Origin of the sequence: Sphingobacterium mizutaii, assembly GCF_900187125.1 — a bacterium.
GTDB lineage: Bacteria > Bacteroidota > Bacteroidia > Sphingobacteriales > Sphingobacteriaceae > Sphingobacterium > Sphingobacterium mizutaii.
In genome coordinates, this window is the sequence record NZ_LT906468.1 from 4,309,407 (window position 1) to 4,324,169 (window position 14,763).

Consider the following 14,763-nt stretch of genomic DNA (forward strand, 5'->3'; position numbering starts at 1 on the left):
TCATATCTACTTAACGATGGTGTTCCCTAAAAAATCGCCCAATAACTTCTCTCCTTCTTTGAGCTTCTGATATTTAGCGATCAGGACCAGCATATCATCAGGGTCCTTACATGTCTTAAGTTCTTCCCTGATCCTATGCATCTCCTGTTCGATCTTATTCTTCTTTACCCTATAGATCAATTGATTGACCAGGTCTTTCAACTGATCTTTCTCCTCGGGAACAAAGATCTTACGCTTATCGTCGTTCCAGTTAGGGCTGATCTCGTATTTTGTGGCTATGCTGTCGACCGCTAGCCTGGAGACTTCCTCGTCCTCATGGGAGAAAAAGAATTTGGCTTCCGGTACTTCAAAGCTTTCAGCTTGCTTTTTAAACTCTTCTATGATCTTGCTGCTGGCTTTGTCCTCAAATCTGACATCGTCCATGCTCGCCAATAGATATGGGGCAACTGGGATATCCCCATCGCCTTCCCAGACAACCAGCTCACGCCCATAGTTCAGAAGCACACGCACGAGTTCCCTTTCCATCAGGATTTCGGATGTTATCTGCTGGACCTGGGGTTCCGGAACCGTGATTCCCTCGGCCGCCATCGCAGCCAACATCTCCGCAGGGATAAAATCATCCGTAGGATAATCTGGGCCAGGTCCAGAAGCCGCACTGGAAGCCTTTCTATCCTTGGCCTTGTTCCGGTCCATCCGGATTTTATTCAGTTCGGTAAGGAGCACGCGTTCCTCGATATCCAATAATCCGCTACATTGGCGGATATAAACAGAGACCTTGATCTCATCTGGGATCAGGGCAATACTGTTTACGACTTCCCGGATGACTTCCGCACGTTTGATGGGGTCTTCCCCTGCATCACGCAGAAGGATATTGGTCTTATAGAAGACGAAATCTTCCTGATGTCTATTGATATGGTCCCTGAAGGCCGAGGCTCCAAACTTCTGTACAAAGGAATCTGGGTCATTGCCATCGGGAAATAGCAGGACCTTGACGTTCAGTCCCTCTTCCAATAGCATATCGGTCCCGCGCAGGGAAGCCTTGATCCCCGCCTCGTCACCGTCGTACAGGATCACGACATTTTTTGTGTAGCGGGATATCAGCTTTATCTGCCCTGTGGTGAGGGAGGTCCCTGAAGAGGAAACGACATTTTCCACTCCTGCCTGGTGACAGGAGAGCACATCGGCATAACCTTCCACCAGATAGCACACATCATGTTCTGAAATCGATTTCTTGGCGAGGTGCAGGCCGTACAGGACGCTGGATTTATGGTAGATTTCGGACTCCGGGGAGTTCACGTACTTAGGGACGTTCTTATCGGTCTTTAGGGTCCTGCCTCCAAAACCGATCACCCGACCGGTCAGGTTATGGATCGGGAAGATGACCCTGCCCCGGAAGCGATCATATAGCGACTTATCATCCCGCTCAACCGCGAGTCCGACCTCTGCTAGGTATTCTTTACTGAACCCTTCTGTCAAGGCTGCATCGACCAAACTTGTCCAGGCTTCTGGCGAATAGCCCAGGTCGAACTTCTGTATGGTCTCATCCCGATATCCACGTTCGCGGAAATAACTCAGGCCAATGCTCTTGCCCAGGTCGGTTTCCCAAAGTTGGGTTTTGAAGTACTTCCCAGCCCACTGGCTCAGGACGTATAGACTTTCCCTTTTATCCTGGGCTGCAAGCTGTGCTGGACTGCGCTCAACCTCTTCGATAGGAATATTGTATTTATTGGCCAAGTACCGGATGGCCTCTGGATAGGCATACTTCTCATGCTCCATCACGAACTTCAGGGAATCCCCCCCGGCCCCGCACCCGAAGCACTTGTAGATCCCCTTTGAGACCGATACGTGGAAGGAAGGGGTCTTCTCGTTATGGAACGGACAGTTCCCGATAAGGGAGGTGCCCCTCTTCTTGAGATCGACAAAATCCCCGACCACCTCTTCTATCCGAGCTGCGTCAAGTACTTTCTCTATGGTCTCTTTTTTGATCATGCCAGAACAAATATAGCAATACTCGGACTTAATTCCCTAATACATGGCCCCCTTATGGTAAATAGTGCACATTCCACTTGTCCAGCTGGAAAATCTTGGTGTGCGGAAATTCAAGTGACCGGAGGGCGGACATGCACCGATTTCCCGAACGCGGTCTGGTCAACCTTCCCCCCCGCCAGGATCCTCATGGCACCGTCAGGGGCACATATCCGTAGGGGCCATCATGAACATCCCCTGAACCGCGGGACCGGACAGTTAGGGAAATCCGAGCCTGGGGGGAAATCGACGTAGGGGCGCGGTATGCGAAGCTCGGTGACCATGAAGCCCAGCGTGACCATGAAAGGGACAAAGGGGAACCCAGCTCCCCTTCCTTCCCCTGATCCAGGCCTGACCCAAATATCGTGAGGGAGCCAAGACCAACCCTCGATTGGCGCAACCGAATTACCAGCACCAAACTGAGTAAGGATGCCATCCCAAGCTTTTTCATCGTCCATTTTTTAGGACAGGTCATGGTTGAGGTAAACCATTTGTTAGGTCAAATAATTACCGATGGATGAAACATCTATTAATTTAAACGACAAATCAGCTCAAAATAAGGAAACTATTGCCGTCAACATTTCCGTTCCCGGGCATTTGTACGGGATTTGTTATATAAATGGAAACATAACGGATCAAAGAACTTAAAACCTGGAAAAATGGAAAGAATCGAAAAGAGAGCGAAAAAACTTGGACTGGAGAAAGGATATTACCTATTGCTATTGGCAATCCTTGGTATAGAGGATCCGGACCATTCCGACAATCGTCCACTAGCCAAGTAGGCTGAAACAACTATTTATACTACCATACGGGTGCCTTTTATCTCTAGAAGGCACCCATTATTTTTACATTGACCCTGTTCTATTCGGCTGGGAGGCGAACCCAAACAGTCAAGGAAATATTGTTTTCCAAAAAGTCGAAGGTCCATTTCCGCCTCAGCGCCGCTGTCCGTCCCTGATCTCGGGCGACATGCTGCCAAATGGCGCACAATACACGCAGTGCCCGCACTTGGGTTATACCGACAGGAACATTCGATATGTCCCGATAGGCCCGCTGGCCGGAATGGATGGTAGGCGGCCATAACATTGCCCGATTGCTCTTGCCCCCCTACCCTAGGAAAACCCATATATCCACGCATTTAATTTTAGAGTGGGCAATGTGGGTCCATGACCAATCACCGCCCGGTCCAACGGCACCTGCACATTGTGACCTAATTGATGGCCCATCGACGGGGGGCTCTCCAATTCACGTAACTGCGGGATAATACGGTCCCTGTAGGAGTCTGGCTACAGATTATTTTTATCCCTCCTCCCAATCAGGTACAGTACCTGCCAATCACTAACTTTGCCCAGCAAAATCACAATTGACCTCCAAGTCACTTGGAAGATCAGGTTCCTTAATTAAAAATTCAGAGAAATGGAAAAAACAGGTGGGAGATCAAGGGCATACCTCAGTCCCGAGATATCCGTTACGTTCATAGAGCTAGAGGAAGGCATCGCAAGTGGATCTGCATCGATCAGGCCAGTGGGCCAGGATGGGGACTTTCGGCCCAGTGAGAAATGGACGGAGGAAAAATTCACTGATGACGTTAGTTGGTAACCAATAATTGATTGAACATGAAACTCAACAATAAGATCGCATTCTTCTTCCCTATCCTATTGATCGCGCTACAAACGCTGTCCTCCTGCAAAAAGGACGGCCAGGACGGGCAGGGCCCGGAAGGCACGAGCATATCGGTCAGGCTCTTGGGACAGTCAACCATGGAGGCACGGGCAAAGGGACCCTCCCTGTCCACCGGAACCACACTGGCCTCATCGTCCACGATGGAAAGGACGTTGCACCGGGGATATACGGGCACGGCAGTCATGCTCGACGGCAGGCATTACCTGGACGTAAGGGTCGTCCCCGTAACACCGGAAGGCAGTGCCGCCATGCCCGCTTCCAACGGTAATCCGGTAACCGGTCCCGGTTCCAGGGCATCCGCGGTATCCAAGACCTCCGCACTGGCCCCGAACACCGCATACCAGGTAGTCATATACAGGAACAATAAATTCGTCCAGCAGCGCACATTTTCGGCCAACGGCAACAACAAGCCGTTCTCGGGCCTGGAGCCGGGTGGGGGTTACAGGGTCATTTCCTATTCGTTCGGCAACCAGACGGTAAGTCCGGTGGGAACGAGCGAAGAACTGGCAGCGACAGGTCCATCGGTACCCGTGGGGGATGACGACCGTTTCATGTACTTTTCGACCGGCACCTTCTCCCTTGCAGCAGGGAGCGACAATCCGATCGATATCCTCCTGGACAACAAGATCGCGGAGATCTCGGCGGTACAGCTGAACGTTGCCTCGGAATCCGTACCGGGCAACATAGTTTCCATCCGCGAGGTAAAGATAGAATCCAACATCTCGGGTTCGGCAAACCTGCACAGCGGAACCCTTTCATATCCCCAGGATAAGGAGCTCAAGGGCATACCTTTTCCCGCCAACAGTAACGGCAGGACCGTAACCTCGTCAAATACGGGGCCCATCAAGATAGGCCTGCAGGCTGCCCAGGCAGCAGCGAACCTGTTGATCGGGTCCATCACGATCGGCTCGGTGACCAAGCGCGACCTCAAGGTGCCTCTCCCTTTCACACAAGGAACCCGGTACAGGATCGAGCTGAACATCAGGGAATTCACTTCGGATGGCATCCAGATCGGCGATCTGATCTGGGCACCGGGCAACCTGAAGGCCGAAAGGACCAATGGATCCTGGAGCTATGGCTTTCATTCCAGCCAAGAGAACTATTCCGCCAATGAGAGCGGGGGCGACTATTGGATGGCCGGCAAGGAAATACCAGGCAGGTCACATACGGACATGAACTATCCATTTTCAAGATATGGGGACTACCCTTCGGGAGATCCCTGCAGGCTGGTATCCCCCGAATGGAGAACCCCAGGTGACAGCGACTTCAGAAAGCTCATGGCTGGGGCCAGCTACATGGGGAACCCGGGGATACCCGGAAAGTACGGCAAGAACAACGTCTCCGGGAGATACTTTGGAACTGTGGAGCTCAAGGAGGCCCCAACCGATCCCGCCCAGCAGTCAAGGTACCTGTTCCTTCCGTTCACGGGAAATTTCGTAAACTACAATACCGGCAGGCAGACCGTTGAGGGAGCAAACTACTGGTCAACGAACGTACAGGGCGCCGAGAACTATTCGACCCTTCACGTGAGGCCATCGTACTCGAGCCTAGGAGGCTGGTGGAAGGTGGAGCTGAACCCTATCCGCTGCGTCAGGGACGCAAAATAGGTCACCATCGGCAGGACGATCCCCGAAACCGGCCCTAAACAAAGGCATCCTGTTCCGAACCGGTTCATCTATAAGGCATGTAATGGCCCATACCCGAAGGACGGCCGTCCTTCGGGTATGGGTACAGCTCTGGGATAGAGGGAATGCAGTTGCAGTCCCGCAGATGGGAACGGTGAATTTTGCAGGCGGATCGGCTTTCACTCCCTGACCATCGCCCCGGCTGCTCCCCCAGGGCAGGTGTGTTCCGTGTTTCGGTTACGGGTTCACTTGCCAGGAGCGGTGCCGCCCGTCCCTGAATGTCCGTAACAACGGAAACTTCCCTGCCCCCCGTCCGGCATCGCCCTGTAACCCCCCAGGATCGGAAGCAAGGTGCTGGTCGCATGTAACTCAACGCACAATCTCGGAACCTTCTTTCAGTATCTGCCGGCCCTTTCCAGGAGCCCCTGGAGCGTCCCGATGACCTTTGAGAGGTCCCTCTCCTCTGGATGGTAGGACTTTGACCGCAGGGAGCCCGGTGAGAGGGAAGTCCTGTCAGGTGTACTGAGAAAGGGCACGATCGTGGAGTACACCTGGCTCAGCGAGCGTGCATCGACCACCCTCTCCTCGTCCAGCAGGCGCAGGATGATCGCTATCTGGTCAGCTGAGAGGTTACAGGTCAGCTTGTTGACATTCCTCTTCCTGAACCCATTCGGGATCCCGTCCTCTCCAACTGCCCGGATCGCCCCGCTGCAGAAGTCAATCTCGCTCTCCAGGAAAGATTCCACGAAACTGCCGACGGAAAGGTAACCGGGATTCAGCCACAGGTCTTCCTTCCTGTGCAGCTGTGCAAAATCCCTCTGGATATCGAGCAGGGCCAGCAGCGTCTCCTTCGCCCCCCGGCACTCCTCCCCTAACCTGGACCTTATCCTCGATAGGATAAGGTCCATGCACCGTTTGCTGTTGAAGTTCACGTACACCAGGAAACTTTCCATGGCGGTGAAGTGGCCACTTTGGTGGAGCGGGTCCCAGTCGCCCAGCCTCCGCAGGAGTTCCTCCATGTAGGTCACGGACCGGCGGGTCAGCGGGAAGCTCGGTTTGCGGTCCACCTGGGTAAAGTCCATGACCTTTTGTGCGAAAGCCTCGCCGATCTCCCCTTCTGGAATGTCTTCCCTCAGCTGCAGGAACCTTTCCCTCAGCTCGGGCAACTTCCTGAGCCTGGAACCCTTCCCAAGCGCGAGCTCTGGTCCCAGGATTCCGGGATAGGCCGATTCCAGGTTTTCAAGGATGGATCCCATGCTTCCCAGGACCTCTGCGGCTATATCCCCGGTACCTGCCCGGCCAGTAGAGCGCTCGCTGGCCGCCCTGTCCATCAGTGCGCTCGCCCTGGCATAGAGGGCATTGATATTGCGGGAGACCCCCTCGTCCAGCGGCCTGTCCAAGGCAGAACGCCTAATCTTTGCCAGGAACCGGTCCGTTCTAGCGGCTATCTCCGCCACCAGGTCTCCCTGTGCCCCGCTGGCCTCCGAAGGGACGTGTTCCCCGCTGCTGGTCCTGTCCAGTAGTCCATCAAAATAGTTCATTACCTTTAGGTTTAATTTTTTCATCTTTCGTTTTTCCAAGGGAGGACCCCATGGTATCGGAACGGCACCTCGGTGCCGTGCTTACCCTCGATGAAGCGTCACACCTGGTTGAACTCCAGGAAGGCCCTGAATTCAGCGTACTTGGCAAGGTTACCTACCGGAAGCAGTTTCCCATGGTTGACCATCCTTACCTTCCTTCCGGTGTATGAATGGAAGAACTTGGTGTTGATGACCACGCCCCTGGCACATTGCTTGAACCATTTCCTGGGGAGCCTGGAATAGACATGGGCAAGGGTCGAATTGCAGATCAGCACCTCGGTATCGGTGGCCTGGTGTATCAGGACCAGCTTCCCGCTGGCCTGCAGGTACAGGATGTCCTTGAACCACACAATCCGGCCGATGTACTTCCCGTCCTTCTTGATATGGAGGAAATCGTACCAGTGCTCGAGTGAGTCCAGGTCCCTGCCCGTACCTTCATCCAGTCGGATGCGGGAGTCCAGGCGGTCAAGCGCAATGGCGAACCTGGGGTAGCTGACCGGCTTGAGCAGCACGTCAACGGCGTTCATCAGGTAACCCTGGTCCTCGAAGTGCCGGAACCCTGTGTACACGATGAACCGGATCCCGCGCTTTGGCGCGGCGGAAATCCAGTCGAACCCGTCCATCCTGGACCCCAGGTCGATATCTATTATGGCCAGGTCCACCACATTTTCCCTCACGTGGGCAAGGGCCCTGATCGGATCGGTGAAGTGTGCGTCTACCTGGACCAGCTCGGTCCGGTCAAAATATTCCAGCAGCAGGTCGATGCTGGACTGCTGGTCATCAATGATGATGGCGTGGTATTTCCTCATTTCATTCTATGTTTTGTGTCATAATATACTTCCAGCTCTACGATGTACGTCCCCCCGTGCGGGCGGTGCCTTAGCTCAAAGCCGTCCCCGAAAACGAATTCAAGCCTTCCCCTGAGGTTGGCAAGGCCCGTTCCGTGGCCCTGCTGCCTGCCTTCCGCCGGACCTCCTATGGGGTTCTCCACGCGGATTCCGAACCCGTCCCTGCCGGCACGGATGGAGATGCTGCCCCTGGGTCCTTCCCCAGAGATCCCCCCGTGCTTGAATACGTTGCCCACCAGCGTGATCAGCGTGGTCGCGGGGACCGAAGCGGACCCCATGTCCCCTGAGAGCTCCCAGAGGAAGCCATCGGAGCGCCCCGATATCCCCTGCTCGACGGCAATGAACTGCCTGGCCGCCCCGATCTCGTCGGACAGGAGAACGGTCCTGGGGGCATTAGGATCACACGAGGCCATGAAATGGTTCATCAGCGAATACAGCTCGTGCACCCCCTGGCGCATCTGCGGGAGGGCCCGTGCCAGCTGGCCGTCCAGGGACTGGAAGGCATTGGCGAGCATGTGCGGGGAGACCTGGTGGGCAAGGACGGTGTATTCGTAACGGCGCCTCTTTGACCTTTCCCGGTCCTCGCGCCCCTTCCACATGTCCCGGAGCCTGAACTGGTACCCCAGGAGCGCAAAAATCGAAAAATTGCCCACCAGCTTGAGGTAGGTCTGGGCGAACATTCTCAACTTGAAGTCCCCGCCGGTCATGTAGTCGTCAAAGGCCGATCCCCAGTGCGAGGAGGGGTGTGAAAGGAGATAGAGCACTGCAAATGCCAGTGCATACACTGCCGAGGCCGTCAGTGCAGCCGCCAGGTACCTCCTGTTGAAAAGGAGAACGTTCAGCGCATGGGATATCCCGTAATAGACGAACATGAACAGGGGCATGGAACACAGCGCGGTCACTATGCCAAGGTCCCGGTTCCCCAGGGCGTTGACGGTGTAGAAATAGAATCCGTAGAGGGTCCAGGCAGCGGTATGCCTGAAGAGCGTTTTCCTTGTTGCGATCATAGGCCGAATTGGTCTGGCAGGGCCCAAGCGGGCCCGCGGTGATCCCCCAATTTATGAAATATTTTTCAGAACCAGCCCGCTCCCCCTGGGGCCTCCGGACACCCGGGGGGCACCAGGGGGTACTTCCTGTAGGTATACCTGTCCAGGGCATATGCCCTTTTCCCGTCCGTGAATCCCAAAAGCCTCCCTTGCGGTCCCCACCCACCAATGTGGGATCTGGGCAGGCTATGGCGGTGCAGGTACAGAAGGGCCTCCCATCGCTCGGGGCACTCCAGGAGCGCCTGCTGGAACTTTGCATACAGCAGCCCGAGGCCGTCCCGCACAGAATCTACCCTTGACCCTCTCCGGGGGAGTTTGTAACAGGATATGCTCCTGCCTTCCCCCATGGGCTGGAACGGTCCGGGAGAATGGTCCAGCAGTAGATGGACCTCAAGGTCCAGCAGGTGGGCGATTTCCAGGTACCCCGAGCGCACCATCACTGCAGCGCTGCCGAGCTGGACCCTTGCGAGCCCTTTTCCAGCTGGGTCCCGCCTGGCGCCGTGCCCGCCATCGGCATAGACGAAGATGTGCGCTCCGGCCTTCACCATCCCGCGCAGCCTGAAGAACAGCGAGGGGTCATCTGCGCTTGCCAGGTAAAGCCTCCCCTGGCCCGCACCGGGCATTCCGGTCCCCATTAGCCCGGCATGGTATTCCCCATAGGCAGCCAGCAGGTCACCCGAGAGCACGACGCACACGGACCTCCCGCCGGCAAGCAGCTCCAGGGGAAGGGTACGGTAGGAACCGAAATGGAAGCTGACGTACATGGCGGGGCCGGCGCAGGAGAGTTCTCCCAGGTGGGCCTGGGGGGATATCTTTCCCAGTCCATGCCGAAGGTCCAGCCTGGCCTGCCATGATGCATAGTCCTTGAGCCTGCGGTAAACGGCGGTCAGGCCCCGCAGGCCGTATCCGGGAAAAATGTGGCCCATGTTGGCAGAAAAATAGGCGAATTCAGTTGATATAGGTAGAAATGACACCCTGTCGGTGTCACCTGGGACTGGTTGCGGTTCTCTGTTGTGCATATTGAACGGTCCATCGGTCGGCCACATGGATGTCGCAGAGGGGCCTAAGGGGGAATGCGCACGGTTCTTACCGTGCGCAGCTCCTCGGGCGGTCAGGGAAATACGATGTTGCATTTCGGGTCTTCCCCGGTTACCTCGCTCAGCTCCCTTGCCTCCGCCCCGGAAAGGGGCAGGTCAGAGAGCATGCCATAGCGAAACTCTCGCAGTTGACATTCCATTGTTGGGTCCTCCAAATTAATTGTGACAATTTCCTGGTCTCGCACCAGGTCTGCGGCTTCAGGCCTCGAAGACTTCTGTGGATCCTATGCTAAAGATGGTAGAACTTATGGATACCTGCAAACCAAAAGGAGCCAAAAAGGGATTGCGCGGGACGGATCCCGGCAAACCTCCAAAAAATGGGAAAAACAGCATCCTGTACGTTAAAAACAGCATCCTACGCAGCAAAAAAGAATATAAAATACTGATAACCAACAAACTGCAACAAGGCACAGGATACCACCCTGGGCGAATTTACCCATCAAGCCTGCCCCGATACCGGGATATTGTCCCGCATTTGGCCTAAGATCCCAACTACATACTCTCAGCGCCGCCAAAAACAGAACCTGGTCCCTGGAATTATCACCTGGGCGAATTCCGTTCCAGATTTCCAAATGTTCTGCGGAACTTTACATGACCGGTCGCAGCCACCTGCACCTACCGGAAAGGGGAGCCGGGCCATGTGCGGAAAGCCCAAAGCGAACCGGAAAAAATATGAGCCGGTAATCCCGGGCATTTGCCGTTGGAACCCTGAAGGTCAATTTATGTCCTGCCGCTGGCCATCCATCCGTTCCGGGACGTGACCACGAAGGCCAAGGGATCCCGCTCCGATGATATAACCGATAAAATCACACTGACCATGAAATTGACACCGAAGAAACATGCCGTATTCCCCCCGTCCGGGGGAGGATCCAATAAAACAGGTTGCCCAGGGGATAAGATCCTTTTGGCACATATACTCCATGACCGTTTCCTTAGTCCAAAACTTACCGATATGCAGAAATATTCAGACGATCCAGGTACCGGCCACGGCAGAAATCCGTGCTCGGTACCGTCCAAGAGAAGACCCTTTCTCTCACGCCTCCCAGGATGGCGCAACTTGGTGAGACTGTCCTATGTCTTCCTGTTCGCCTACACGGGTTACAGCAAACTGCTGGACCATGTTCCCTTTACCAGGGGTATCGCCAGGATCCCGGTCCTGGGCCATTTCCCCGAGGCCATCGGATGGGGCGTTCCCCTCCTGGAGCTCGTGCTGGCCCTGGGCATGGTCGTACCGGAGCGCCGTGTCCAGAGGGTTTCCTTTGGGATCTCGGTAACCCTGATGGCCACCTTCACGCTGTACCTATTGCTGATGGTCAGCCTGGTGAAGGAGAAGCTGTGCCACTGCGGCGGGGTGATCGGTTCCCTGGGATGGATGGAGCACCTGATGTTCAATGCCGCGATATTGGCCCTTGGGATATGGTCCACCAGGAAATAACATAACTGAATTTTAAACATAAATCAAAAAATCATGAAAACCATCAAAAAACTATCCGGTTCGTTCCTTCTGGGACTGGCCGTGATCGGACTGGCCCTGTCGGCCAGTGCTTTTACCGAGAACAGCGAACAGGCCGCAAAACAAATGGCCGGAGAGATCTACGTCAACACCAGTACGTCCGGGGACTATGAAAAACTTCCATCTCCCGGCGATTACCTGGATTCCAACTGCGAGGATCTCGGAGAACATACCTGTTCCTGGCAGAGGACCGATGTACCGGGAAGCGTCCCGGACAACTTCAATGCCTCCCAGGCGGACTCCCTGGAGCAGGCTGGCCTAATCACCCCCAATAGCATGAGCAAGGGAACCTACGTGAACCCATAGGCCTGGTTTGCACCAGATTTCTGGACCTCTTTCCGTGGTTCGGGAATGGAAGGACAGGGACCTCTTGGAATTGGGGTCCCTATCCATTCCCCAGTCATCTATTACCATCCAAGCTACCTGGAGATCATTCCCCTTTTTTGAGCGCTTCACGCAATAGGTAGATCAATTCTTTCTTTTTTGCCGGGTTGCGGGGATCGGGCGGGTTTACCATGACCAGGTTGTCATCTTTACCGACCAAGACCATCGTCGGATAGGAGCTCACCCGATAGTGATCGATTATTCCACCTCCTTTGCCCTTCCCAATCCACAGCTTGACGTCCCCCGGATCCGTATACTCCCCCGAGCGGACGGACTGCAGCCAGGCTTCCCTGCTCTTGTCGACGTTCATGCTCACAAAGACAATATCGGGTTCGTCCCTGAAAGCTTCCTTGACCTCTTCCATCGCCAAGTGCAGGTTCTTGCAGCCTCCGCATCCGGTGAACCAGAAATCCATCAGGACCACTTTTCCCTTAAGGTCGCTATTGCTGATTAACCTGCCCGTCTCATCGGGAAAGCTGAACTGGTAGGATCTGGAAGCCTCTTCCCTTATTGCCCTCTGACCTTCGAGGTACTTCCGGTAGGCCTCGGACCCGATGGTGGAAAGCAGCTTCTGATAGGTACGGGGCAATATCTCCTGCCTCATTGCGCCGTTGATGTACAGTGCAAAGGCGACCTGGTCATACGCTCTGCCGGTAAATTTCCTGGATGCGAGGTCCAGGTAAACGGGCATGCCGAAAACGATGTTGCGACCGACCCGGTAGGAGGCCATCTGCAGGTCCAGCTTTATCTTGGCGGCCAGGTAATTGGAGAACAATGGAGAGTTGCCCTTATAGGTCCCAATGATCTCCCCTCCGGGTTCCGATAGGAGACTATCCACATAGAAATCCGCAACGAACCTCCCCACCCTTGAATCCTGTAGGCGAAATTTCAGATCGAACAGTTGCCTCAGGCGCAGATCTCCCAGATAATCGAGGAGCAGGCGGTTCCGGACAGAGTCCGGAAGGTTCCCGTATCCTGGCCCCGCGATTGCCATTGCATTTCCTTGGGCTTGGTCATATAGCGCCTTTGTCCCGGACAGCATATCCATGGCCGCCACTTCGAGATCTTCCATGTCCGCCCCATTATATCCCCCCATGATCTCGGCCCTTGAAGCCGAGAGCTGGTAATTCAGTGAATATAGGTCCATCTGTAAATCGAACATGGCCTTGCTCTCCCCTTCCATATATATCCCCTGTTCGTCAATCGTTACATCTATCGGGGCATTCCCTCTCACCAGTATGGGACTGTCAGCGACCGTCCGCAATGAAGTGCCCGTTTTTCTATATGCGGCCCTGGGGAATGAAAACCGGATATAGAACAGACCAGGTGCATCCTCAAGGACCAACCTGAACCGGCCATTACGGACCTTTACGAGTTTCTCCTGCGGAAAACCGTACATATTGAATTCCTGGAATGGTTCAATTGAATAGTGGACCGTGAACGAATCGATCCCCAGTGTTTCAGAGACATTTCCCTGGAACAGGGTCTGCGCCCGTAGGCTGTGCAGGGGTCCCGTTATTGCAAAGGCCATCAGCACTGTGATGAAAGCCCGGTAGAAGTTATTGTAGGATGTTTCCATGTTATCTCTTGTTTTGTTCTATACCGCTCCTGTTAATTTCGTCCTGGGGGATATTGAAGACATATCTCGGGGAATTGGGGAGCAGGATAAATTCCCTGCCTCCCAGCACCCTCTTCAGGGTAATGTTAGCACCCTCCTTGTTCAGTCTCTTGATGTCATCCCACCTCAGGCACCGCCAGACAAGTTCCTTACGGCGTTCCTGCAGGATATGGACTAGGGCCACCTCCCTATCCTGATACGTAACCGGCTCATAGGTCCCTTCCCTATAGCGCTTTTCCAGGAGCCGGTTCATCGATTGGGCCGCCTGATCCAACCTGTTGCCCCTTGCCTGGCACTCTGCCCTGTTCAGTACGACCTCGTCGACCGCCATCCCGGTGAAGGGGACAAGGGCGATCCCGTTATAGCCCGTTTTCATGACGTAGCGGCCAGGGTCCCTTTCAAAGAAATACACCGAGCGCCGCAGGTCGTCCCTATCGTAGAGGTCGATCAGGGCCGTGTCGACAAAGAATGTCCTGGCCGAACTGTAGCTGCTAGCATTGTTGTATTTTGTACTGATCCCGAACATGATGAGCTCCTCGTTTGTCCTGGTGAAAGGGGCCACCGAGGTACTGGAGAGGGTATTGTAATCGATCAGGACATCGTACCTCTTGAGGAACTCATCGGCCCATTTCTCCGCCAGGCCGTATTCCCTGCGATAAAGGCATATCCTTGACAGCATGGCATAGGATGCCAATTTTGTCGCCCTGTTCCTTTGCGGGATAGGTCCGGTGCTCGCCAGCAAATCGATCGACCTTACCAGGTCGTCGAAGATGAGATCATAGCATTCCTCAACCGTGGACCGGGGCTGGTTATAGTCCACCGATGGGTCCTTCCTCAAGGGGATGCCAAGGTCCCGGGAAGCAGTGGATTCATCATAGGGCACCGAATAGTTCTTCAGGAGGTCATAGTTTGCCCTGGCCCTGTGGAACAGGGCCTGACCGTAGACATCCCGGAGCCCCCCGTCACCGCCATCGGGCCCTCCCGCCCTATCGATCTGCGAGATCATGCTATTGGCGTAGAATACGGTACGGTAGGGTATGTTCCATTCATCGATATCTACCTCTCCTCCGTACACATCCTCTTCCCATATGTAAGAATTCCTCTCTACGGCCGTCCTGCTGGACAGCCAACTGGACTCGGAGACTATATAATATTCATCTGCAGACAATTGGGGCAATACACTGGTATGGCCTATCATGTCAAAGTTGTCCAGGAGCCTCTGGAAATCGGCCACCTTTTCCGGGGTAAAGATCTTGCTGCTGGGCTGTTCCTCGAGGAAGCCCTTGGAACATCCGGCTATTACCAGGGCGGCCGTCAATAGTTTCAATATATTCTTCATGGTTG

11 protein-coding genes are annotated in these 14,763 nt (G+C 54.7%); 4 read left to right on the forward strand and 7 right to left on the reverse strand.

Annotation, left to right across the window (positions count from 1 at the left end; genetic code table 11):
- Positions 1-6 precede the first annotated feature (6 nt).
- On the reverse strand, positions 7-1,989 hold the full coding sequence (dnaG, locus tag CKW03_RS18675; RefSeq protein ID WP_093099430.1) for a DNA primase: 1,983 nt from the start codon (positions 1,987-1,989) through the stop codon (positions 7-9).
- Positions 1,990-2,684: 695 nt separating this feature from the next.
- Here dnaG and CKW03_RS20825 point away from each other — a divergent pair.
- The gene (locus tag CKW03_RS20825) at positions 2,685-2,807 is read left to right on the forward strand and encodes a hypothetical protein (RefSeq protein WP_261771987.1); all 123 of its coding nucleotides are present in this window, start codon (positions 2,685-2,687) and stop codon (positions 2,805-2,807) included.
- Between the two features lie 834 nt (positions 2,808-3,641).
- On the forward strand, positions 3,642-5,315 hold the full coding sequence (locus tag CKW03_RS18695) for a hypothetical protein (RefSeq protein ID WP_093099437.1): 1,674 nt from the start codon (positions 3,642-3,644) through the stop codon (positions 5,313-5,315).
- Between the two features lie 413 nt (positions 5,316-5,728).
- Here CKW03_RS18695 and CKW03_RS18700 read toward each other — a convergent pair whose 3' ends face one another.
- The 4 genes from CKW03_RS18700 to CKW03_RS18715 form a co-directional block, all read right to left on the reverse strand.
- The gene (locus CKW03_RS18700; protein WP_095067923.1) at positions 5,729-6,898 is read right to left on the reverse strand and encodes a hypothetical protein; all 1,170 of its coding nucleotides are present in this window, start codon (positions 6,896-6,898) and stop codon (positions 5,729-5,731) included.
- 74 nt (positions 6,899-6,972) lie between these two features.
- The gene (locus CKW03_RS18705; RefSeq protein ID WP_093099441.1) at positions 6,973-7,722 is read right to left on the reverse strand and encodes a LytR/AlgR family response regulator transcription factor; all 750 of its coding nucleotides are present in this window, start codon (positions 7,720-7,722) and stop codon (positions 6,973-6,975) included.
- Positions 7,719-8,768, reverse strand: a complete 1,050-nt coding sequence (locus CKW03_RS18710; RefSeq protein WP_095067926.1) for a sensor histidine kinase — start codon at positions 8,766-8,768, stop codon at positions 7,719-7,721. Before CKW03_RS18710 ends, CKW03_RS18705 begins: the two co-directional genes overlap by 4 nt.
- 65 nt (positions 8,769-8,833) lie before the next feature.
- Positions 8,834-9,826 (reverse strand): hypothetical protein, encoded by a 993-nt coding sequence (locus tag CKW03_RS18715; protein ID WP_139185494.1) that lies wholly within the window; start codon positions 9,824-9,826, stop codon positions 8,834-8,836.
- A 1,030-nt stretch (positions 9,827-10,856) separates the two neighbouring features.
- On the opposite strand from CKW03_RS18715, the gene CKW03_RS18725 reads away from it, so the two are divergent.
- Both CKW03_RS18725 and CKW03_RS18730 read left to right on the forward strand, forming a co-directional pair.
- A complete protein-coding gene (locus CKW03_RS18725) occupies positions 10,857-11,339 on the forward strand; it encodes a MauE/DoxX family redox-associated membrane protein (RefSeq protein ID WP_139185495.1) in 483 nt (160 codons plus the stop codon).
- Positions 11,340-11,372: 33 nt separating this feature from the next.
- Entirely contained in the window at positions 11,373-11,723 is a 351-nt protein-coding gene (locus CKW03_RS18730; RefSeq protein WP_093099450.1) for a hypothetical protein, read from the forward strand.
- Between the two features lie 124 nt (positions 11,724-11,847).
- On the opposite strand, the gene CKW03_RS18735 is transcribed toward CKW03_RS18730, so the two are convergent.
- Both CKW03_RS18735 and CKW03_RS18740 read right to left on the reverse strand, forming a co-directional pair.
- Positions 11,848-13,380 carry a thioredoxin-like domain-containing protein gene (locus tag CKW03_RS18735; protein WP_093099452.1) on the reverse strand — a complete coding sequence of 511 codons (1,533 nt, stop codon included), beginning with the start codon at positions 13,378-13,380 and terminating at the stop codon, positions 11,848-11,850.
- Position 13,381: 1 nt separating this feature from the next.
- Positions 13,382-14,758, reverse strand: coding sequence for a RagB/SusD family nutrient uptake outer membrane protein (locus CKW03_RS18740; RefSeq protein ID WP_093099454.1), 1,377 nt, complete (start codon positions 14,756-14,758; stop codon positions 13,382-13,384).
- Positions 14,759-14,763: the final 5 nt, after the last annotated feature.

What these genes read in the sequence shown, in the direction of transcription:
- dnaG (WP_093099430.1), bottom strand. Translation starts at nt 1,989, where the DNA reads ATGATCAAAAAAGAGACCATAGAGAAAGTACTTGACGCAGCTCGGATA.
- CKW03_RS20825 (WP_261771987.1), top strand. Translation starts at nt 2,685, where the DNA reads ATGGAAAGAATCGAAAAGAGAGCGAAAAAACTTGGACTGGAGAAAGGA.
- CKW03_RS18695 (WP_093099437.1), top strand. Translation starts at nt 3,642, where the DNA reads ATGAAACTCAACAATAAGATCGCATTCTTCTTCCCTATCCTATTGATC.
- CKW03_RS18700 (WP_095067923.1), bottom strand. Translation starts at nt 6,898, where the DNA reads ATGAAAAAATTAAACCTAAAGGTAATGAACTATTTTGATGGACTACTG.
- CKW03_RS18705 (WP_093099441.1), bottom strand. Translation starts at nt 7,722, where the DNA reads ATGAGGAAATACCACGCCATCATCATTGATGACCAGCAGTCCAGCATC.
- CKW03_RS18710 (WP_095067926.1), bottom strand. Translation starts at nt 8,768, where the DNA reads ATGATCGCAACAAGGAAAACGCTCTTCAGGCATACCGCTGCCTGGACC.
- CKW03_RS18715 (WP_139185494.1), bottom strand. Translation starts at nt 9,826, where the DNA reads ATGCACAACAGAGAACCGCAACCAGTCCCAGGTGACACCGACAGGGTG.
- CKW03_RS18725 (WP_139185495.1), top strand. Translation starts at nt 10,857, where the DNA reads ATGCAGAAATATTCAGACGATCCAGGTACCGGCCACGGCAGAAATCCG.
- CKW03_RS18730 (WP_093099450.1), top strand. Translation starts at nt 11,373, where the DNA reads ATGAAAACCATCAAAAAACTATCCGGTTCGTTCCTTCTGGGACTGGCC.
- CKW03_RS18735 (WP_093099452.1), bottom strand. Translation starts at nt 13,380, where the DNA reads ATGGAAACATCCTACAATAACTTCTACCGGGCTTTCATCACAGTGCTG.
- CKW03_RS18740 (WP_093099454.1), bottom strand. Translation starts at nt 14,758, where the DNA reads ATGAAGAATATATTGAAACTATTGACGGCCGCCCTGGTAATAGCCGGA.